19 protein-coding genes are annotated in these 18863 nt (G+C 59.6%); all 19 read left to right on the forward strand.

Going from position 1 to position 18863, the window contains the following annotated elements; translation table 11 throughout:
- Positions 1-203 precede the first annotated feature (203 nt).
- Positions 204-533, forward strand: coding sequence for a flagellar hook-basal body complex protein FliE (gene fliE, locus BW686_RS15180; protein ID WP_084918196.1), 330 nt, complete (start codon positions 204-206; stop codon positions 531-533).
- Positions 534-548: 15 nt separating this feature from the next.
- A complete protein-coding gene (fliF, locus tag BW686_RS15185) occupies positions 549-2336 on the forward strand; it encodes a flagellar basal-body MS-ring/collar protein FliF (RefSeq protein WP_084918199.1) in 1788 nt (595 codons plus the stop codon).
- On the forward strand, positions 2329-3345 hold the full coding sequence (gene fliG, locus BW686_RS15190; protein WP_005890098.1) for a flagellar motor switch protein FliG: 1017 nt from the start codon (positions 2329-2331) through the stop codon (positions 3343-3345). The genes fliF and fliG overlap by 8 nt, the downstream gene beginning before the upstream one ends.
- Before the next feature lie 15 nt (positions 3346-3360).
- Complete coding sequence (gene fliH / locus BW686_RS15195) at positions 3361-4179, forward strand: flagellar assembly protein FliH (protein ID WP_084918202.1); 819 nt, start codon at positions 3361-3363, stop codon at positions 4177-4179.
- Complete coding sequence (fliI, locus tag BW686_RS15200; protein WP_084918204.1) at positions 4169-5527, forward strand: flagellar protein export ATPase FliI; 1359 nt, start codon at positions 4169-4171, stop codon at positions 5525-5527. The genes fliH and fliI overlap by 11 nt, the downstream gene beginning before the upstream one ends.
- A gap of 6 nt (positions 5528-5533) precedes the next feature.
- A complete protein-coding gene (fliJ, locus tag BW686_RS15205; protein ID WP_084918207.1) occupies positions 5534-5983 on the forward strand; it encodes a flagellar export protein FliJ in 450 nt (149 codons plus the stop codon).
- Between the two features lie 83 nt (positions 5984-6066).
- Positions 6067-6369 (forward strand): STAS domain-containing protein, encoded by a 303-nt coding sequence (locus BW686_RS15210; protein ID WP_084918210.1) that lies wholly within the window; start codon positions 6067-6069, stop codon positions 6367-6369.
- A 4-nt stretch (positions 6370-6373) separates the two neighbouring features.
- Positions 6374-8080, forward strand: coding sequence for a fused response regulator/phosphatase (locus tag BW686_RS15215; RefSeq protein ID WP_084918213.1), 1707 nt, complete (start codon positions 6374-6376; stop codon positions 8078-8080).
- 33 nt (positions 8081-8113) lie between these two features.
- A complete protein-coding gene (locus BW686_RS15220) occupies positions 8114-8470 on the forward strand; it encodes an Hpt domain-containing protein (RefSeq protein WP_084918215.1) in 357 nt (118 codons plus the stop codon).
- A gap of 132 nt (positions 8471-8602) precedes the next feature.
- Positions 8603-10003 (forward strand): flagellar hook-length control protein FliK, encoded by a 1401-nt coding sequence (locus BW686_RS15225; RefSeq protein WP_084918218.1) that lies wholly within the window; start codon positions 8603-8605, stop codon positions 10001-10003.
- 878 nt (positions 10004-10881) lie between these two features.
- Positions 10882-11382, forward strand: a complete 501-nt coding sequence (fliL, locus tag BW686_RS15235; protein ID WP_084918220.1) for a flagellar basal body-associated protein FliL — start codon at positions 10882-10884, stop codon at positions 11380-11382.
- A gap of 9 nt (positions 11383-11391) precedes the next feature.
- Positions 11392-12360 carry a flagellar motor switch protein FliM gene (gene fliM, locus BW686_RS15240; RefSeq protein ID WP_084918222.1) on the forward strand — a complete coding sequence of 323 codons (969 nt, stop codon included), beginning with the start codon at positions 11392-11394 and terminating at the stop codon, positions 12358-12360.
- A gap of 60 nt (positions 12361-12420) precedes the next feature.
- Positions 12421-12882 carry a flagellar motor switch protein FliN gene (fliN, locus tag BW686_RS15245; RefSeq protein ID WP_084918225.1) on the forward strand — a complete coding sequence of 154 codons (462 nt, stop codon included), beginning with the start codon at positions 12421-12423 and terminating at the stop codon, positions 12880-12882.
- Positions 12883-13323 (forward strand): flagellar biosynthetic protein FliO, encoded by a 441-nt coding sequence (fliO, locus tag BW686_RS15250; protein ID WP_084918228.1) that lies wholly within the window; start codon positions 12883-12885, stop codon positions 13321-13323.
- On the forward strand, positions 13323-14075 hold the full coding sequence (fliP, locus tag BW686_RS15255) for a flagellar type III secretion system pore protein FliP (RefSeq protein ID WP_005890114.1): 753 nt from the start codon (positions 13323-13325) through the stop codon (positions 14073-14075). The genes fliO and fliP overlap by 1 nt, the downstream gene beginning before the upstream one ends.
- A gap of 25 nt (positions 14076-14100) precedes the next feature.
- Complete coding sequence (locus tag BW686_RS15260) at positions 14101-14370, forward strand: flagellar biosynthetic protein FliQ (protein WP_002554277.1); 270 nt, start codon at positions 14101-14103, stop codon at positions 14368-14370.
- A gap of 6 nt (positions 14371-14376) precedes the next feature.
- The gene (gene fliR / locus BW686_RS15265; RefSeq protein WP_084918230.1) at positions 14377-15162 is read left to right on the forward strand and encodes a flagellar biosynthetic protein FliR; all 786 of its coding nucleotides are present in this window, start codon (positions 14377-14379) and stop codon (positions 15160-15162) included.
- A 1-nt stretch (position 15163) separates the two neighbouring features.
- A complete protein-coding gene (gene flhB, locus BW686_RS15270; protein ID WP_084918233.1) occupies positions 15164-16300 on the forward strand; it encodes a flagellar biosynthesis protein FlhB in 1137 nt (378 codons plus the stop codon).
- A gap of 428 nt (positions 16301-16728) precedes the next feature.
- On the forward strand, positions 16729-18858 hold the full coding sequence (gene flhA, locus BW686_RS15275) for a flagellar biosynthesis protein FlhA (protein ID WP_084918236.1): 2130 nt from the start codon (positions 16729-16731) through the stop codon (positions 18856-18858).
- Positions 18859-18863: the final 5 nt, after the last annotated feature.

The following is an 18863-nucleotide window of genomic DNA, read 5'->3' on the forward strand; positions in this document are numbered from 1 at the left end:
GGCAGTCGATACACGTAAAAATACGTAAAAAATGCTCTCAGGCCTTGAAGCGCCTGCGCTGCAGAGTGATTTGATGACAGACGACATGGCATTTCCATTTGGTGTGGCATATTGCCGCCATCTAGCTGGCACCGTTGTTGCTATGTCTTATGTATCCGCTGAATCAGTGTCAAAAATTTGCGGGCCTTACGAGAGAAACGTCCATGAGCCAAGGTGTTGAATTTAATCGCTTGATGTTGGATATGCGGGCCATGCAGATGGATGCGATGTCTGCCCCCAAGCCCGTGTCCGGCGCGCAGGAAGCCGGCGCCAGCAGCTTTGCCGACATGCTTGGCCAGGCCGTGAACAAGGTTGCTCAGACCCAGCAGGCTTCCAGCCAGCTGGCCAGTGCGTTTGAAGTCGGCAAGAGTGGCATCGATCTGACAGACGTCATGATTTCGTCGCAGAAAGCCAGTGTGTCTTTCCAGGCATTGACCCAGGTTCGCAACAAGCTGGTTCAGGCGTATCAAGACATCATGCAGATGCCGGTTTAAGGGACGTACTGAGTCATGGCCGAAGCAACAGCCGATCCGGTTCCCGCTAGAGCGGGCGCTTCCGAAAGAAAACCGCTGTTTGGTTTGTCTTTTCTGGAAAATCTTTCCGAAATGACCATGCTGCGTCAGGTCGGCCTCATGGTCGGTCTGGCGGCGAGCGTGGCCATCGGCTTTGCCGTGGTGCTCTGGTCCCAGCAGCCTGACTATCGTCCGCTGTATGGCAGTCTGGCCGGCATGGACAGCAAGCAGATCATGGACACGCTGACGGCAGCCAACATCAATTACACCGTCGAGCCCAACTCCGGTGCCTTGCTGGTCAAGTCCGATGACGTGCAGCGCGCGCGCATTCAGCTGGCTCAGGCCGGCGTGGTACAGAACGACGCCAACATCGGCTTTGAAATTCTTGACAAGGACCAGGGGCTGGGGACCAGTCAGTTCATGGAAGCCACACGTTATCGTCGTGGTCTGGAAGGCGAACTGGCGCGTACCATCTCGGCCCTGAACAACGTCAAGGCTGCTCGTGTACACCTGGCCATTCCGAAAAGCTCGGTGTTCGTCCGTGACGATCGCAAACCAAGCGCTTCGGTGCTGGTCGAGCTGTATGCCGGCCGTTCGCTGGAGCCGAGCCAGGTTCTGGCCATCATCAATCTGGTGGCCACCAGCGTTCCCGAATTGAGCAAGTCGCAGATCACCGTGGTGGACCAGAAGGGCGCTCTGCTGTCCGATCAGGCGGAAAACTCCGAGCTGACCATGGCTGGCAAGCAGTTTGATTACAGCCGCCGCATGGAAGGCATGCTGACCCAGCGCGTGCAGAATATTCTGCAGCCGATTCTGGGCAATGATCGCTACAAAGCTGAAGTGTCGGCAGTGGTGGATTTCAGTGCTGTCGAGTCAACAGCCGAAAGTTTCAACCCTGACCAGCCGGCCTTGCGCAGCGAGCAATCGGTCAATGAACAACGCTCCAGCAGCTCGAGCTCGGGGGGCGTTCCGGGGGCATTGAGCAATCAACCGCCAGGTCCGGCGACCGCTCCGCAGACTGCCGGAGGCGGTGCGGCGGGTGCGGCCGGTCCAATCGCGCCGGGTCAGCCGCTGCTCGACGCCAACGGTCAGCAGATCATGGACCCGGCCACCGGTCAGCCAGCGCTGGCGCCGTTCCCGGCTGACAAGCGTGTGCAGTCGACCAAGAACTTTGAACTGGACCGCTCCATCAGCCACACCAAACAGCAGCAGGGCCGTTTGACCCGTCTGTCGGTGGCGGTGGTGGTCGATGACATGGTCAAGACCAATGCTGCCAACGGCGAAGTTACCCGTGCGCCGTGGAGCGCCGCAGACTTGGCCCGCTTCACGCGTCTGGTACAGGATGCGGTCGGTTTCGACGCCAGCCGTGGTGACAGCGTCAGCGTGATCAACGTGCCGTTCTCCAGTGAGCGCGCGGAAGTCTTGCCCGAAGCCTCGTTCTACTCGCAACCCTGGTTCTGGGACATCATCAAACAGGCCGTGGGTGTGATCTTCATCCTGATCCTGGTGTTCGGTGTGCTGCGTCCGGTGTTGAACAACATCACCAACGGCAAGAGCAAGCAACTGGCCGCGTTCGGTGGCGGCGACGCCGAACTCGGTGGCATGGGCGGGCTGGACGGCGAACTGTCCAACGACCGTGTAAGCCTGGGCGGTCCGCAGAGTATCTTGCTGCCTAGCCCGACCGAGGGTTATGACGCACAGCTGAATGCAATCAAGAGTTTGGTGGCTGAGGACCCTGGCCGCGTGGCTCAGGTTGTGAAAGAGTGGATCAACACTGATGAATGAACGAGCCATGGTAGCCAAACTCTCCAAAGTTGAAAAAGCGGCTGTACTGTTACTCTCACTGGGTGAAACCGACGCGGCGCAGGTGCTACGGCACATGGGCCCCAAGGAAGTCCAGAAGGTGGGTGTGGCCATGGCTCAGATGCGCAATGTGCATCGCGAGCAGGTTGAAGAGGTCATGAGCGAGTTTGTCGACATCGTCGGCGATCAGACCAGCCTCGGTGTCGGTTCCGATGGTTATATCCGCAAAATGCTGACTCAGGCATTGGGCGAGGACAAGGCCAACGGTCTGATCGACCGTATTCTGCTGGGTGGCAACACCAGCGGCCTGGACAGCCTCAAGTGGATGGAGCCGCGCGCGGTTGCTGACGTGATCCGTTTCGAGCACCCGCAGATTCAAGCCATTGTGGTGGCGTATCTGGATGCCGATCAGGCCGGTGAAGTACTCGGGCATTTCGATCACAAGGTCCGGCTGGATATCATTCTGCGCGTATCGTCGCTCAACACCGTGCAGCCTGCGGCACTGAAAGAACTCAACCAGATTCTCGAGAAGCAGTTCTCCGGTAATGCCAACACGTCGCGTACCACCCTGGGTGGCATCAAGCGTGCGGCCGATATCATGAACTTCCTCGACAGCTCTATCGAAGGCGCACTCATGGATTCGATTCGCGAGGTCGACGAAGACCTTTCGGTGCAGATCGAAGACCTCATGTTCGTTTTCAACAACCTGTCCGACGTCGACGACCGCGGCATTCAGGCGCTGTTGCGCGAAGTGTCCTCGGACGTGCTGGTGCTGGCGCTCAAGGGTTCGGACGAGGCGATCAAGGAAAAAATCTTCAAGAACATGTCCAAGCGTGCTGCCGAACTGCTGCGCGACGACCTGGAAGCCAAGGGTCCTGTACGTGTCAGCGATGTGGAAACCGCCCAGAAAGAAATCCTCACCATTGCGCGTCGTATGGCCGAGGCCGGCGAGATCGTACTCGGTGGCAAAGGTGGCGAGGAAATGATCTAAGGATTCAGCTGACTCATGTCCACTCCCAATAAAGAACTGGCCAGCGACCTCATTCGCGCCAAGGACGCCGGGACGCTCGATATCTGGGCGTTACCCAGCTTCGATCCTCATGTGGAGCCCGAGCCTGAACCCGAGCCAGAACCTGTCGACGAACCGGTCGAGATGGAAGAGGTGCCGCTGGACGAAGTTCAGCCGCTGACCCTGGAAGAGCTGGAAAGCATTCGCCAGGAAGCCTGGAACGAAGGCTTTGCCACGGGTGAAAAAGAAGGTTTTCACAGCACTCAGCTCAAGGTCCGTCAGGAAGCGGAAGTTGCCCTGACGGCGAAGATCGCCAGCCTCGAACAGTTGATGGGTCACCTGCTGGAGCCCATTGCCGAGCAGGACACGCAGATCGAAAAAGCCGTCATCCATCTGGTCGAACACATCGCGCGCAAGGTGATTCAGCGCGAGTTGCTGACCGACTCCGGGCAGATCGCCAGTGTTTTGCGTGACGCGCTGAAGCTGCTGCCGATGGGCGCGCAGAACCTGCGAATCTTTATCAATCCTCAGGACTTCCTGCTGGTCAAGGCCATGCGCGAGCGTCATGAAGAGGCCTGGAAGATTGTCGAAGACGAAGACTTGCTGCCGGGCGGTTGCCGGATTGAAACCGAACACAGCCGTATCGATGCCAGCGTTGAAACACGCATCGCGCTGGCGATTTCCAAGATGCACGATCAGTTGCACGAGCAGGTTACTCATCCTGCTGCCGCAGACCTGAGCGTTGATCTGGAGACCGCGCCGATAAAAGCCTCCGGCCCTGCAGAATCTGACGCGGACACCCTCGATGCGCCTTGATCGCACCAGCTTCGGCAAACGGCTCGGCTCGTACGCCGAGTCGATCAGCCTGCCTGCCCAGCCAGTCGTGGAAGGGCGCCTGCTGCGCATGGTCGGCCTGACACTCGAAGCCGAAGGCATGCGAGCGGCAATGGGCAGTCGTTGCATGGTCATCAACGACGACAGCCATCATCCGGTGGAAGTCGAGGCCGAGGTGATGGGGTTTTCGGGCGGCAAGGTGTTTTTGATGCCAGTCGGCAGCGTGGCCGGTATCGCGCCAGGTGCGCGCGTCGTGCCGCTTGCCGACACCGGTCGTCTGCCGATGGGCATGAGCATGCTGGGGCGCGTGCTGGACGGCGCGGGGCGGCCGCTGGACGGCCGTTCGCCGATCAAGGCCGAAGACTGGGTGCCGATGGACGGCCCGACCATCAACCCGCTCAAGCGTGACCCGATCAGCCAGCCACTGGATGTCGGCATTCGTTGCATCAACGGTTTATTGACGGTCGGTCGCGGCCAGCGTCTCGGGCTGTTTGCCGGTACGGGCGTGGGCAAGAGCGTGTTGCTGGGCATGATGACGCGCTTTACCGAGGCGGACATTATTGTCGTCGGCCTGATCGGTGAACGGGGCCGGGAGGTCAAGGAGTTCATCGAGCATATTCTGGGCGAAGAGGGCCTCAAGCGCTCGGTGGTGGTCGCCTCGCCGGCGGACGATGCGCCTCTGATGCGTCTGCGTGCGGCGATGTACTGCACGCGCATTGCCGAATACTTTCGTGACAAAGGCAAAAACGTTCTGTTGCTGATGGATTCCCTGACACGTTTCGCACAGGCTCAGCGTGAAATCGCCCTGGCCATCGGCGAGCCGCCGGCGACCAAGGGTTATCCGCCGTCAGTGTTCGCCCGCCTGCCGAAACTGGTCGAGCGCGCCGGCAATGCCGAAAAGGGCGGTGGCTCCATCACTGCGTTCTACACGGTGCTGTCGGAAGGCGATGACCAGCAGGACCCGATAGCGGACTCCGCACGGGGTGTACTCGACGGCCACATCGTGCTGTCCCGGCGTCTGGCCGAAGAGGGGCATTACCCGGCCATCGACATCGAAGCGTCCATCAGCCGGGTCATGCCCGCTGTGGTCAGCCCCGAGCACATGGCCCGGGCGCAACATTTCAAGCAGCTGTGGTCGCGTTATCAGCAGACCCGCGACTTGATCAGTGTGGGGGCCTATGTGGCCGGTGGCGACCGTGAAACCGACATGGCCATTGCCTTGCACCCGGTGCTGGTGCGTTATCAGCGTCAGGCCCTGCGCGAGAATGAAAGCATGCAGGGCAGCGGCGATGCCCTGGCGTCGATATTCGCCCCGGCACCTGGCGGCTGATAGGTCATGGCCCAGAGTCGAGCAGCGCGTCTGGCGCCCGTGGTCGAGATGGCCGAAGCCGCCGAGCGGACAGCGGCTCAGCGGCTCGGGCACTTTCAGGGGCAGGTCAATCTGGCCAACAACAAATTGCAGGAGCTGGACCAGTTTCGGCAGGATTATCAGCAGCAATGGCTGCAGCGCGGCAGCGCCGGGGTTTCCGGCCAGTGGTTGCTCGGCTATCAACGTTTTCTCAGCCAGCTTGACGTCGCCGTCGCCCAGCAATACAAGAGTCTGGAGTGGCACAAGACCAACCTCGATAGGGCGCGCACCGCCTGGCAGGATTGCTACGCACGGGTCGAGGGTTTGCGCAAGCTGGTGCAGCGCTACATGGACGAAGCACGCAGGCTTGAGGACAAGCGGGAGCAGAAGCTGCTGGACGAGTTGTCCCAGCGTTTGCCCCGTCATGAACAATTCTGATTTTTTGACTCAATCCGGCCCGGCTCACTCTCGGTCTGGTCTACGCTCACATTGTCTCGTTGATGAAACACCTCGGAGTCCCCATGACAGTCACTTCCGAACTTTCGGCCGATGGTCGCCAGTTGACCCTTTTCATCGAGGGACGCTTCGATTTTGCTGCGCACCAGGATTTCCGCGCGGCGTATGAGGAATCTCCGCAGGACCTGAGCTACGTGGTGGACCTGCTTGGCACGCATTACCTGGACAGTTCTGCGCTGGGAATGCTGTTGCTGCTGCGTGATCATGCCGGCGGTGACAAGGCTGTTGTTCGTCTGATCAACTGCACGCCGGACGTCCGCACCATCCTCGCCATCTCCAATTTTTCGAAGTTGTTCCAGATAGGCTGACCCCTTGCAGCCCTCTCTGAAAAACCTCTGCATCCTGATCGCCGACGACAGCACCAGTGACCGATTGCTGCTGTCGACCATCGTTGCGCGTCAGGGGCACAGAGTGTTGAGTGCTGCCAATGGCGTCGAGGCGGTGGCCATCTTCAGGTCTGAAAACCCGCATCTGATCCTGATGGACGCCATGATGCCGGTCATGGACGGTTTCGAGGCCGCGCGGCGAATCAAGGCGCTGTCGGGGGAATCGCTGGTGCCGATCATTTTCCTGACCTCGCTGACCGAGGGTGAAGCATTGGCGCGCTGCCTGGATGCCGGCGGTGACGACTTCATGTCCAAGCCTTACAACCCGCTGGTGCTGGCTGCCAAGATCAACGCCATGAACCGTTTGCGAGTGCTGCACGAAACCGTTCGCCAGCAGCGTGACCAGATCGCCAGGCACCATGAATACCTGCTCAATGAACAGCGTGTCGCCAAAGCCGTGTTTGATCAGGTGGCGCATGCCGGGTGTCTGGGGGCGAGCAATATCCGCTACTTGCAGTCGCCTTATGCGCTGTTCAACGGTGACCTGATGCTGGCTGCCTACACGCCGGCCGGGCACATGCAGGTGTTGCTCGGTGACTTTACCGGCCACGGTCTGCCGGCTGCCGTGGGGGCCATGCCGCTGGCTGACGTGTTCTATGGCATGACTGCCAAAGGCTACGGCCTGGTGGAAATCCTCCGTGAGATGAACGCCAAGCTCAAGCGTATCTTGCCGGTGGACATGTTCTGTTGCGCAACGCTGTTGTGCGTCAACCTTCAGCAGCGTCAGGTCGAGGTGTGGAACGGCGGGTTGCCGGACGGCTATTTGTTGCGGGGTGCCGAAGGCGAGCATGTGCCGCTGGTGTCGAATCACCTGCCTCTGGGCATCTTGAGTGTGGAGGCCTTCGACGCGCGCACTCAGGTCTACCCGCTGGCGCCGGGGGACCGGATCTTCCTGCTGTCCGACGGTGTGCTCGATACCAGTGACAGCCGGGATGAGTTGTTCGGCGTGCAACGATTGCGTGGGGTTTTGTCCGCCAATCGCGAGCCTCATCTGCTGATTCAGGAAATTCTTCAGGCGCTCAACGATTTCGGCGGCAAGGCGCGCGATGATGTCAGCCTGTTGGAAATCAGCGCCGTTGAAGAACCGCTTGAGCGCTTGCCGGCGCTGATGTATTCCGACAGTGGTGCGTCGAGTCCGCTGGACTGGTCGTCGAGCTTCGAGTTTCGCGCGTCGACCCTCAAGCGCTTCAATCCGCTGCCTTATGTGCTCCAATTGCTGTTGGAGGTGCATGGTTTGCGCAACCAGGGCGCGGCGCTGCATATGGTGCTTGGCGAGTTGTACAGCAATGCACTGGAGCACGGTGTGCTAGGGTTGGATTCTGCACTTAAAGACGATGCGGCCGGTTTTGCGCGTTATTACCAGCGCCGGGCCGAGCGTCTGGACGCGCTGGAGTCTGGATTTATCCGCATGACGCTGTGCGTCGAACCTGTCGGAGAGGGTGGCCGGCTGACCCTGAGTGTCGAAGACAGTGGCGGTGGATTTGATGTCGACAAGGTCCACATGTTGGTACCCGCCAGCAATAAGCTGTACGGTCGAGGTCTGCGCCTGGTGCGCGAATTGAGTCATGAGGCCCGGTGGTCCAGGGATGGCAGGATCGCCTGCGTGGAATTTACCTGGGAGGGAGTGGCATAATCCGTCCTGGAGTCTTGATCAAGGAGTGAACAAGTGTCGATTCATCTGGATTACAGCGTGTTGAATGCTTTGCAGGAAGTCATGGAGGACGAATATCCGACGTTGCTGGATGTGTTTCTCAAGGATTCCGAACAGCGCATCGCGCAACTGCGCCAGGCTGTTGAAACCGGTAGCCTGGATCTGCAAGAGTTGAGTCTCACGGCTCACAGCTTCAAAGGCAGCAGCAGCAACATGGGCGCCCTGCGTCTTTCCGACCTGTGCAGGCAACTCGAAGACCGGGCACGCGAGCACCAATCCTCGGGTCTGGCAGAGCTGGTCGGCAAGATTGACAGCGAATACCTGACCATCCGTGGCCTGTTCAATGCCGAACGGCAGTTCTTCGTCAGTTGAGCCTGGCCCCTTTCAAACCATAGCCCTTTTAAATCAGGGTTCCTTTCCGGTCAGGCGCCTTTTTCGAGTTGGCCCGCATATTGCTAAGTTCTGGTGGTAAGGCGATTACCAGCTGCTTATGCGGAGACCGAAATGCCCCTTGCCACGAATGCACTTCTTCAGGCCACGAACACTGCGACCGCCAGGTCCGGTGCTGTCAATAATTCGGTCAAATCCGCCGACAGCAGCAAAGACGGGGCTTCGAGCTTTTCCAACGTCTATGCGAAGCAGGCTCGGGATTCCGTTCCGTCACGTGACGATGCGCCGGTCAAGCAGAGCCGCGACAAGTCTGCGCCTGAAAAAGACAAGGTTGCCGCTGGCAAGGACAAGCCGGTAAACGATCAATCGACTGCCGCTGACCAGTCGACCGTTGCCGATAGCGGCAATGGCTTGCCTGCCAAGCCCGCTGACGAATCCGTCAAGTCTGATGCCGCCCCGGATGATGCACAGGCATCGGTTGATCCGGCGCTGGCCGACGCGCAAGTGGCTGTCGATCCTGCTCTGGACCCGGCTTTGCAGGCAATGGCCGCTCAGCTACCGGCATCGCCAGCCGCGCCAGCGGTCAAGCCGCAGGCGCCAGACGCCAGCGCCGCACCGGTTATCGCAGCCCTGACGTCGGCCCCGGTGGCAGCTCCTGCTGCGGCCGAAGAAGCTTTCAATCCGGATGCAGATCCGCTGGATGGCCTGGAGGCCGTGCAATTGGCGCTTGAAAACGCCACGGCCAGGTCACAACTCGCCGCACAGAATGCCCAGGCCGCCAACAAGGCGACGCCTACGAACGCAGAAGCCGATCCAACCCAGAATTTAGTCAATAACCTGTCGGCCTTGAGCGAGCAACTGCCCTCGGAAGACAGCAGTACGGAAACCGGCGACAAATCGTTCAGCGGGCTGATCGGCGAAGGTCTGAAAGACGTCAAAGGCGCCGCGGGCGACACGCGCATAGACAACTTCGCGGATCGTCTGGCCGCCCTGAGCCAGGCTGCGCAACCTGCCCGTGCGGCAGCTGCACCTGCCGCGCCGTTGATGAACCAGCCACTGTCCATGCATCAAAGCGGCTGGACCGAGGGCATTGTCGACCGCGTCATGTACCTGTCCAGCCAGAACCTCAAGACCGCCGACATCAAGCTCGAGCCTGCCGAACTGGGCCGTCTGGACATTCGCATCAACATGGCGCCGGATCAGCAGACCCAAGTGACCTTCATGAGTGCCCATCTGGGCGTTCGCGACGCGCTGGAAAACCAGATGTCGAAATTGCGTGAGTCGTTTGTTCAGCAAGGGCTTGGCAACGTCGACGTCAATGTGTCCGATCAGTCGCAACAGCAGGCCCAGCAACAGGCCCAGGAACAAGCCAGCCGCGCCCAACGCAGCGGCCGTGGCAACGGCATGGGCACCAGTGACGCCTCGGATGAAATCGCAGGCATCGACGCGGCCGTGCCGGTCAGTCAGCCTGCGGCACGCGTGATCGGCACCAGCGAGATTGACTATTACGCGTGATGACAGCGTGTTTTTTGATTCTCATGCCAACGCGTGGGTACGCAATTTGTGACGCCCTGCGTGACAAATCCACATGCTGCACAGCGTCATGCTTTGCCGGTCATCAGTGGCTCAAAAAGCAGTGCTTTTTTACAGCGATGGCACTGACGACGCAGAGTGCGACGTAAGTGACGGCTGAGTCCTGGCGCTGATCCGGGGGTAGCCTGGCAGGACGCCAGGCTAGCCGCACCGGGCCATGGATGGCCCGTTGCGGCGACCCCCGGATCAGTGACAGGGCGAAGGAACCCGACGAAGTCGGGCCGGAAACGGAGCCAGGGGCTTTGGTTACTTTGGCCCCATCAAAGTAACTCGCCGAGGGGCGAAAAGGTGACCTGAGTCGAACCTCAATCCACCTGAAGTCGCAGCACCGCCGTGTGACGCAGAGCGTCACGAACTGCATGCCGACGCAGAGCGTCGGCACGATAGTCAGGAGTTGCGAAAAGGTGACCTGAGTCGAACCTCAATCCACCTGAAGTCGCAGAACCGCCGTGTGACGCAGAGCGTCACGAACTGCATGCCGACGCAGAGCGTCGGCACGATAGTCAGGAGTTGCGAAAAGGTGACCTGAGTCGAACCTCAATCCACCTGAAGTCGCAGAACCGCCGTGTGACGCAGAGCGTCACGAACTGCATGCCGACGCAGAGCGTCGGCACGATAGTCAGGAGTGGCGAAAAGGGGCCTTGAGAGTCAATGGCCTGTTTCAGGATGGCTGTTCAGTCAAACGCCCGCACGTAACCGCTTGTGTCCAATACCTTCCCGTTTCGTACAACTCTGGCATAACACTTGCTCTGCCTCTGTCACGTATTGAAGAACCTCTTGAATAGTGACGGATTATTGGCATGGCGAAGAGCGAAGAAGTTAAAGACCCCGCGCCCAAAGGCAAACTCAAGCTCATCATTATCGCCGTCGTGGCGCTGCTGCTGGCGGTAGGTCTGTCGGTAGGCGCGACCTGGTTCCTCATGCACAAGAGTGAGAGCAAAGTAGACCCGGCCGCCGCAGCGGCTGCGGCCAACGTCAAGCCAGTGGCGGTGTTCGAACCGATGACCCCGGCCTTCGTGGTCAACTTCAACGCCAACGGCCGCCAGCGCTACATGCAAGTCAGCATCACCATGCTGGGGCGCAACGCTGCCGACATGGAAGCCCTGAAAGTACACATGCCATTGATCCGCAACAATCTGGTCATGCTGTTCGCGGCCATCCCTTTTGAATCGCTGGCCTCGCCGATCGGCCAGGAAATGCTGCGTCAGAAGGCCACCGCGAGCATTCAGGAAGTGGCTCAGAAAGAACTCGGCAAAACCGTGATCGAACAGTTGCTCTTCACTAACTTCGTATTGCAGTAGGATCCTCACATGGCCGTGCAAGACCTGCTCTCCCAGGATGAGATCGACGCGCTGCTGCATGGCGTGGACGACGGGATGGTCCAGACTGACAACGCCAGCGAGCCTGGTAGCGTCAAGAGTTACGACCTGACCAGTCAGGACCGGATCGTCCGTGGGCGCATGCCGACGCTGGAAATGATCAACGAGCGATTCGCCCGCTACACCCGTATCAGCATGTTCAACCTGCTGCGCCGCTCGGCGGATGTGGCAGTGGGCGGGGTTCAGGTCATGAAGTTCGGCGAATATGTGCATTCGCTGTACGTCCCGACCAGCCTCAACCTGGCCAAGATCAAACCGTTGCGTGGCACGGCGCTGTTCATTCTCGACGCCAAGCTGGTGTTCAAGCTGGTGGACAACTTTTTCGGCGGCGACGGACGTCACGCCAAGATTGAAGGCCGCGAGTTCACCCCGACCGAACTGCGCGTCGTGCGCATGGTGCTGGATCAGGCGTTCATCGACCTCAAGGAAGCCTGGCAGGCGATCATGGAAGTGAACTTCGAGTACATCAACTCGGAAGTGAACCCGGCCATGGCCAACATCGTCGGGCCGAGCGAAGCCGTGGTGATCTCCACCTTCCACATCGAACTGGATGGCGGCGGCGGCGACCTGCACGTGACCATGCCGTATTCGATGATCGAGCCGATTCGCGAAATGCTCGATGCCGGCTTCCAGTCTGACCTCGATGATCAGGACGAGCGCTGGGTCAACGCGCTCAAGGAAGACGTGCTGGACGTCAACGTGCCACTCACGACTACGATTGCTCAGCGCCAGCTGCCGTTGCGGGACATCCTGCACATGCGCCCTGGTGATGTGATTCCGGTGGAGTTGAGTGAATCGCTGGTCCTGCGTGCCAACGGCGTGCCTTCGTTCAAGGTCAAGCTTGGCTCCCACAAGGGCAAGATGGCCCTGCAAGTAATCGAACCCATAGCACGACGTTGACCGGTCAGGTCGACGTCGAACATTTTGCGTAATTGAAAGACTGCGTGCAGAGGAATACCGATGGCTGATGAAAACGATATGACGTCTGCTGAAGATCAGGCACTGGCCGATGAGTGGGCTGCGGCACTGGGCGAGGCCGGCGACGGCGGGCAAGCGGATATTGACGCGTTGCTGGCTGCGGATGCGGGGAACTCGGGCAGCCGTCTGACGATGGAAGAATTCGGCAGTGTGCCGAAGAACACGGGGCCGGTCACGCTGGACGGTCCGAACCTGGACGTGATTCTGGACATTCCGGTGTCGATCTCCATGGAAGTGGGCAGTACCGATATCAATATCCGCAACCTGTTGCAGCTCAACCAGGGGTCGGTCATCGAGCTGGATCGTCTGGCTGGCGAACCGCTGGACGTACTGGTCAACGGCACACTCATCGCTCACGGCGAAGTGGTTGTGGTCAACGAGAAGTTCGGCATCCGTCTCACCGACGTGATCAGCCCGAGCGAACGCATCAAGAAGCTGCGCTGAATGAAGCGCTGGCTGAGTGTTCTGCTGACGTGGCCGTCGCTGGCCTGGGCTATCGAGCCCGCGGTTCAGGCGGCGCCTGCGCAAGTGGCCAACACGGTGTCTGGCGGTATGGGCGGGCAGTTACTGCAATTGTTGCTCGGCTTGATACTGGTGGTCGGCCTGATTTTCGTGCTGGCATGGGTGATGCGCCGTGTCCAGCGCGTGGGGCCGAACAACGGGCAGGTCATCGAACTGGTGAGCACGCGCGCACTGGGCCCGCGTGATCGTCTGGTGTTGGTTCAGGTCGGCAACGAACAAGTGCTGCTGGGTATCACGCCGGGGCGAATCACGCCTCTGCATGTGCTCAAGGAGCCGGTACAGGTGCCGGTGCGCGAGCAGGCGACACCCGAATTCGCTCAGCGCCTGATGGAGCTGATGGGCAAGGATAAGGACAAGAAGTGATGGGCGCCTTGCGTTTCCTGATACTGCTGATGCTGGTCATGGTGGCGCCGGCTGTGCTGGCGGCCGATCCGTTGTCGATACCGGCGATTACGCTGTCCAACAGCACTGACGGACAGCAGGAGTATTCGGTCAGCCTGCAGATCCTGCTGATCATGACTGCGCTGAGTTTCATTCCGGCGTTCGTCATGCTGATGACCAGCTTCACCCGGATCATCATCGTCTTTTCGATCTTGCGTCAGGCCTTGGGCCTGCAGCAGACCCCTTCAAACCAGATCCTGACGGGCATGGCGCTGTTTCTGACCATGTTCATCATGGCGCCGGTCTTCGATCGTGTGAATCAGGACGCCTTGCAGCCTTACCTGGCTGAAAAGCTTTCGGCGCAGGATGCGGTGGCCAAGGCGCAGGTGCCGATCAAGGATTTCATGCTGGCGCAGACGCGCACCAGCGACCTTGAGCTGTTCATGCGCCTCTCCAAGCGCACTGACATCCCCACGCCGGACGCGGCCCCGCTGACCATTCTGGTTCCGGCGTTCGTGATTTCAGAGCTCAAGACGGCCTTTCAGATCGGTTTCATGATCTTCATTCCGTTTCTGATCATCGATCTGGTGGTGGCCAGTGTGCTGATGGCGATGGGTATGATGATGCTGTCGCCACTGATCATTTCCTTGCCGTTCAAGATCATGCTGTTTGTTCTGGTGGATGGCTGGGCGCTGATTGTCGGCACCCTGGCTGGCAGTTTTGGTGGCGTATGAGCCGTTTTACTGAGGAGTCTGCCCGATGACGCCGGAAGTAGCCGTCGATCTGTTTCGCGAAGCGCTGTGGCTGACCACCGTGCTGGTGGCGATTCTTGTGGTGCCCAGCCTGTTGTGCGGTCTGCTGGTGGCGATGTTTCAGGCTGCCACGCAGATCAACGAACAGACATTGAGCTTCCTGCCGCGTCTGTTGGTGATGCTCGTCACGTTGATCGTCATCGGCCCCTGGCTGCTGAAAATATTCATGGAATACATGCTGTCGCTGTACACCAGTATTCCGACGCTGATCGGCTAGCGCCGAATGCAGCCGATGCTTGCGCTGACCGATACCCAGATCAGTACCTGGGTTGCGGCCTTCATGCTGCCGCTTTTCCGCATCATCGCGCTGCTGATGACCATGCCGATCATCGGCACGACACTGGTTCCCCGCCGGGTGCGCATGTACCTGGCCGTCGCCATCACCGTCGTCGTCGCACCTGCCTTGCCCGCCATGCCGCCGGTCGAGGCGCTTGACCTGAGCGCGTTGCTGTTGATCGGCGAGCAGATCATCATCGGCGCCGCGATGGGCCTTTCACTGCAGCTGTTCTTCCACATCTTCGTGATGGCGGGGCAGATTATCTCGACGCAGATGGGCATGGGCTTCGCGTCGATGGTCGACCCCACCAACGGTGTTTCGTCGGCCACGGTCGGTCAGTTCTTCACGCTGTTGGTGACCCTGCTGTTTCTGTCCATGAACGGGCATCTGGTGGTCCTGGAAATCCTTGTCGAGAGCTTTACCAGCATGCCGGTCGGCAGCGGTCTGCTGGTCAATAACTTCTGGGAGCTGGCAAATGGTCTGGGCTGGGTGCTGGGCTCCGCGCTGAGGCTGGTGTTGCCGGCGATCACCGCGTTGCTGATCATCAATATCGCCTTTGGCGTAATGACCCGCGCGGCACCGCAGCTCAACATCTTTTCCATCGGCTTCCCGCTGACCCTGGTGATGGGCATGGTCATTCTGTGGATGACGATGGGTGACATTCTCAACCAGTATCAGCCGATTGCCACCCAGGCATTGCAGACGTTGCGCGACATGGTGAGGGCTCGTTGAGATGGCAGAAAACGAGAATGGTCAGGATAAAACAGAAGACCCCACGGAAAAGAAGGTCAAGGACTCGCGGGCCGAAGGTCAGATTGCGCGCTCCAAGGAGCTGACCACGCTGGTGGTGATGTTGATGGGCGCGGGCGGCTTGCTGATGTTCGGTTCCGACATCGCCCAGATGATGTCTGCATTGATGCGCGACAATTTCACGATAACGCGTGAAACGCTGATGGATGAGTCGTACATGGGCAAGGCGCTGCTCAGTTCCGGCCTGCACGCGCTGGTGGTGGTGTTGCCGTTTCTGATTGCCATGCTGGTGGCGGCGCTGGTAGGGCCGATCATGCTCGGCGGCTGGCTGTTTGCAACCAAATCGCTGATGCCCAAGTTCAGCCGGATGAACCCGGCAGCAGGGCTCAAACGCATGTTCTCGCCTCATGCGCTGGTCGAACTGCTCAAGTCATTGGGTAAATTCCTGATCATTCTGGCGGTGGCGCTGGCGGTATTGAGCAGCGAGCGCAAGGACCTGGTTGCCATCGCCCACGAACCGCTCGAGCAGGCCATGATCCACAGCCTGATGGTGGTGGGGTGGAGCAGCTTCTGGATGGCTTGCGGCCTGATATTCATTGCGGCGGCGGACGTCCCGTTTGTGCTGTATGAGGCGCACAAGAAGCTGCTGATGACCAAGCAGGAAGTGCGCGACGAGCACAAGAACAGCGAAGGCAGCCCGGAGGTCAAGCAGCGCATTCGTCAGTTGCAGCGCGAAATGTCTCAGCGGCGAATGATGGCGTCGATCCCCGAAGCCGATGTGATCATCACCAACCCGACACACTTTGCCGTGGCCCTGAAATACGATCCTGAACAGGGCGGGGCGCCCATGCTGCTGGCCAAGGGGACCGACCTCGTCGCCCTGAAGATTCGCGAAATCGGTGCGCACAACCAGATACTCATCCTGGAATCTGCGGCCTTGGCCCGTTCCATCTACTACAGCACCGAGCTGGACCAGGAAATCCCGGCCGGCCTGTATCTGGCCGTTGCCCAGGTGCTGGCCTACGTCTACCAGATCCGCCAGTTCCACGCCGGGCAGGGCAAGCGCCCGGATCCACTGGGCGACGTTAAAATCCCCCCGGACCTGCAGCGCGACGCTTAGTCCATTCCCCCTTCGTTGCTGGCAGACCGCGATTGTGCCCATGCTCCGCGTTCATCGTTATGCACAAGTCCGCTTTTGATTCTGGCCGGAGGCCGTGGGAGCGAACGTGTTCGCGAAGACGGCATTTCAGTCGATACATGTTCGGCGACTACACAGACACTTTCGCGGACAAGAGAGCGTCGCCCGTTTCCCTCCCGAGCCGTTCGGGCAGAAATCTGGAAGGCCTTGGTTTCAGACGCTCCGCATCCGCTCTTGCACAGGCAAACGAGAGATTTCCTGACTGCGCTCAGCGCGAAGGATTTACGCGACTTCTGTCTCTAAAACCCGCCACCACTGGCTTTGTAAAAGTTGGACAGCTTTTTGCAACAGGGTCGATACAGGTCGCCATCGGCGTCAATGTTTTGATCTAGTGCGCAGGTAACGAATCAGTGGATCGCTCTCAATTACTCAGTAGCGCACGCAGCAATATCACGGGCCTGGGTCGTGGCCAGCTGGGTGTTCCGTTGTTGTTGCTGGTCATGATGGCAATGATGATGTTGCCCATGCCGCCGTTCCTGCTGGACGTGTTTTTCACGTTCAACATCGCACTGTCCATCGTCGTCCTGCTGGTCTGCGTCTATGCACTGCGGCCGCTGGACTTCTCGGTTTTCCCGACCATTCTGCTGGTGGCCACGCTGCTGCGTCTGGCCCTGAACGTTGCGTCCACGCGGGTGGTCATGCTGCACGGTCAGGACGGTCACGCCGCTGCGGGCAAGGTGATTCAAGCGTTCGGTGAAGTGGTGATCGGCGGCAACTATGTCGTGGGTATCGTGGTGTTCGCGATTCTGATGATCATCAACTTCGTGGTGATCACCAAAGGTGCCGGCCGTATCTCCGAGGTGAGCGCGCGCTTCACCCTCGATGCGATGCCCGGCAAACAGATGGCCATCGACGCCGACCTCAACGCCGGACTTATCGATCAGCCGGAAGCCAAACGCCGTCGCGCCGAAGTCGCTCAGGAAGCCGAGTTCTATGGCTCTATGGACGGTGCCAGCAAATTCGTGCGCGGTGATGCCATCGCCGGCTTGCTGATCCTGTTCATCAACCTGATTGGCGGCATGCTGGTCGGTATTCTGCAACACAACATGACGTTCGCCGATGCGGGTCGTGTTTATACCCTGCTGACCATCGGTGACGGTTTGGTGGCGCAATTGCCATCACTGCTGTTGTCCACCGCGGCCGCGATCATGGTGACCCGTGCTTCCGGTTCGGAAGAGATGGGCAAGCTGATCAACCGTCAGATGTTTGCCTCGCCCAAAGCGCTGGGCGTTTCCGCCGCGATCATGATCGTAATGGGCCTGGTCCCCGGCATGCCGCACTTCTCCTTCATCAGTCTCGGTCTGGTGGCCGCTGGCGGCGCCTACCTGCTGTGGAAGAAAGAAAATCAGGTGAAGGTTGAAGCCATCGCCGAAGTGCAGCGCCAGCAAGACCTGCTGCCCTCGCCAACCCGCGTTCAGGACTCCAAGGAGTTGGGCTGGGATGACGTTACCCCGATCGACATCATCGGCCTGGAAGTGGGTTACCGCCTGATTCCGCTGGTGGATCGCAACCAGGGTGGTCAGTTGCTCGCGCGGATCAAGGGCGTGCGCAAGAAGCTCTCCCAGGAGCTTGGTTTCCTGATGCCGACCGTACACATCCGCGACAACCTTGACCTGGCGCCCAGCGCCTATCGTTTGACGCTGATGGGCGTGATTCTGGCCGAGGCCGAGATTTACCCGGACCGCGAGCTGGCCATCAACCCCGGTCAGGTGTTCGGCACGCTGAACGGTATCACCGCCAGAGACCCGGCGTTTGGTCTGGAGGCCGTCTGGATCGAAATCAGCCAGCGCAGCCAGGCGCAGTCGCTGGGTTACACCGTGGTGGACGCCAGCACCGTGGTGGCGACGCACCTCAACCAGATTCTGTACAAGCATTCCCATGAGCTGATCGGCCATGAAGAAGTCCAGCAACTGATGCAATTGCTGGCCAAAAGCTCGCCGAAGCTGGCTGAAGAGCTGGTGCCGGGTGTGTTGTCCCTGTCGTCGCTGCTCAACGTGCTGCAAGCCCTGTTGGCCGAGCATGTGCCGGTGCGTGACATCCGCAGCATTGCAGAGGCTATCGCCAACAACGCCGGCAAGAGTCAAGATACCGCCGCTTTGGTGGCGGCAGTGCGGGTCGGTCTGAGCCGCGCAATCGTCCAAAGCATTGTAGGCATTGAGCCGGAGCTGCCTGTTATCACTCTGGAGCCAAGGTTGGAACAGATATTGCTCAATAGTCTACAGAAGGCTGGTCAGGGTCAGGAAGAAGGCGTTTTGCTTGAACCCAGCATGGCTGAAAAGCTCCAGCGTTCGTTGATTGAGGCCGCCCAGCGTCAGGAGATTCAAGGGTTGCCGGTTATTCTTCTGGTAGCAGGGCCTGTCCGGGCGATGCTGTCACGATTTGGACGATTGGCTGTACCGAACATGCATGTTCTGGCGTATCAGGAAATTCCGGACAACAAGCAAGTAACCATCGTAGCGACTGTCGGGCCAAACGGCTGAGGTAG

Origin of the sequence: Pseudomonas syringae (assembly GCF_002157375.1) — a bacterium.
GTDB lineage: Bacteria > Pseudomonadota > Gammaproteobacteria > Pseudomonadales > Pseudomonadaceae > Aquipseudomonas > Aquipseudomonas syringae_T.

Excerpts from the sequence above, each read along its gene's own strand:
- fliE (WP_084918196.1), top strand. The coding sequence starts at position 204 with ATGAGCCAAGGTGTTGAATTTAATCGCTTGATGTTGGATATGCGGGCC.
- fliF (WP_084918199.1), top strand. The coding sequence starts at position 549 with ATGGCCGAAGCAACAGCCGATCCGGTTCCCGCTAGAGCGGGCGCTTCC.
- fliG (WP_005890098.1), top strand. The coding sequence starts at position 2,329 with ATGAATGAACGAGCCATGGTAGCCAAACTCTCCAAAGTTGAAAAAGCG.
- fliH (WP_084918202.1), top strand. The coding sequence starts at position 3,361 with ATGTCCACTCCCAATAAAGAACTGGCCAGCGACCTCATTCGCGCCAAG.
- fliI (WP_084918204.1), top strand. The coding sequence starts at position 4,169 with ATGCGCCTTGATCGCACCAGCTTCGGCAAACGGCTCGGCTCGTACGCC.
- fliJ (WP_084918207.1), top strand. The coding sequence starts at position 5,534 with ATGGCCCAGAGTCGAGCAGCGCGTCTGGCGCCCGTGGTCGAGATGGCC.
- BW686_RS15210 (WP_084918210.1), top strand. The coding sequence starts at position 6,067 with ATGACAGTCACTTCCGAACTTTCGGCCGATGGTCGCCAGTTGACCCTT.
- BW686_RS15225 (WP_084918218.1), top strand. The coding sequence starts at position 8,603 with ATGCCCCTTGCCACGAATGCACTTCTTCAGGCCACGAACACTGCGACC.
- fliL (WP_084918220.1), top strand. The coding sequence starts at position 10,882 with ATGGCGAAGAGCGAAGAAGTTAAAGACCCCGCGCCCAAAGGCAAACTC.
- fliM (WP_084918222.1), top strand. The coding sequence starts at position 11,392 with ATGGCCGTGCAAGACCTGCTCTCCCAGGATGAGATCGACGCGCTGCTG.
- fliN (WP_084918225.1), top strand. The coding sequence starts at position 12,421 with ATGGCTGATGAAAACGATATGACGTCTGCTGAAGATCAGGCACTGGCC.
- fliO (WP_084918228.1), top strand. The coding sequence starts at position 12,883 with ATGAAGCGCTGGCTGAGTGTTCTGCTGACGTGGCCGTCGCTGGCCTGG.
- fliP (WP_005890114.1), top strand. The coding sequence starts at position 13,323 with ATGGGCGCCTTGCGTTTCCTGATACTGCTGATGCTGGTCATGGTGGCG.
- BW686_RS15260 (WP_002554277.1), top strand. The coding sequence starts at position 14,101 with ATGACGCCGGAAGTAGCCGTCGATCTGTTTCGCGAAGCGCTGTGGCTG.
- fliR (WP_084918230.1), top strand. The coding sequence starts at position 14,377 with ATGCAGCCGATGCTTGCGCTGACCGATACCCAGATCAGTACCTGGGTT.
- flhB (WP_084918233.1), top strand. The coding sequence starts at position 15,164 with ATGGCAGAAAACGAGAATGGTCAGGATAAAACAGAAGACCCCACGGAA.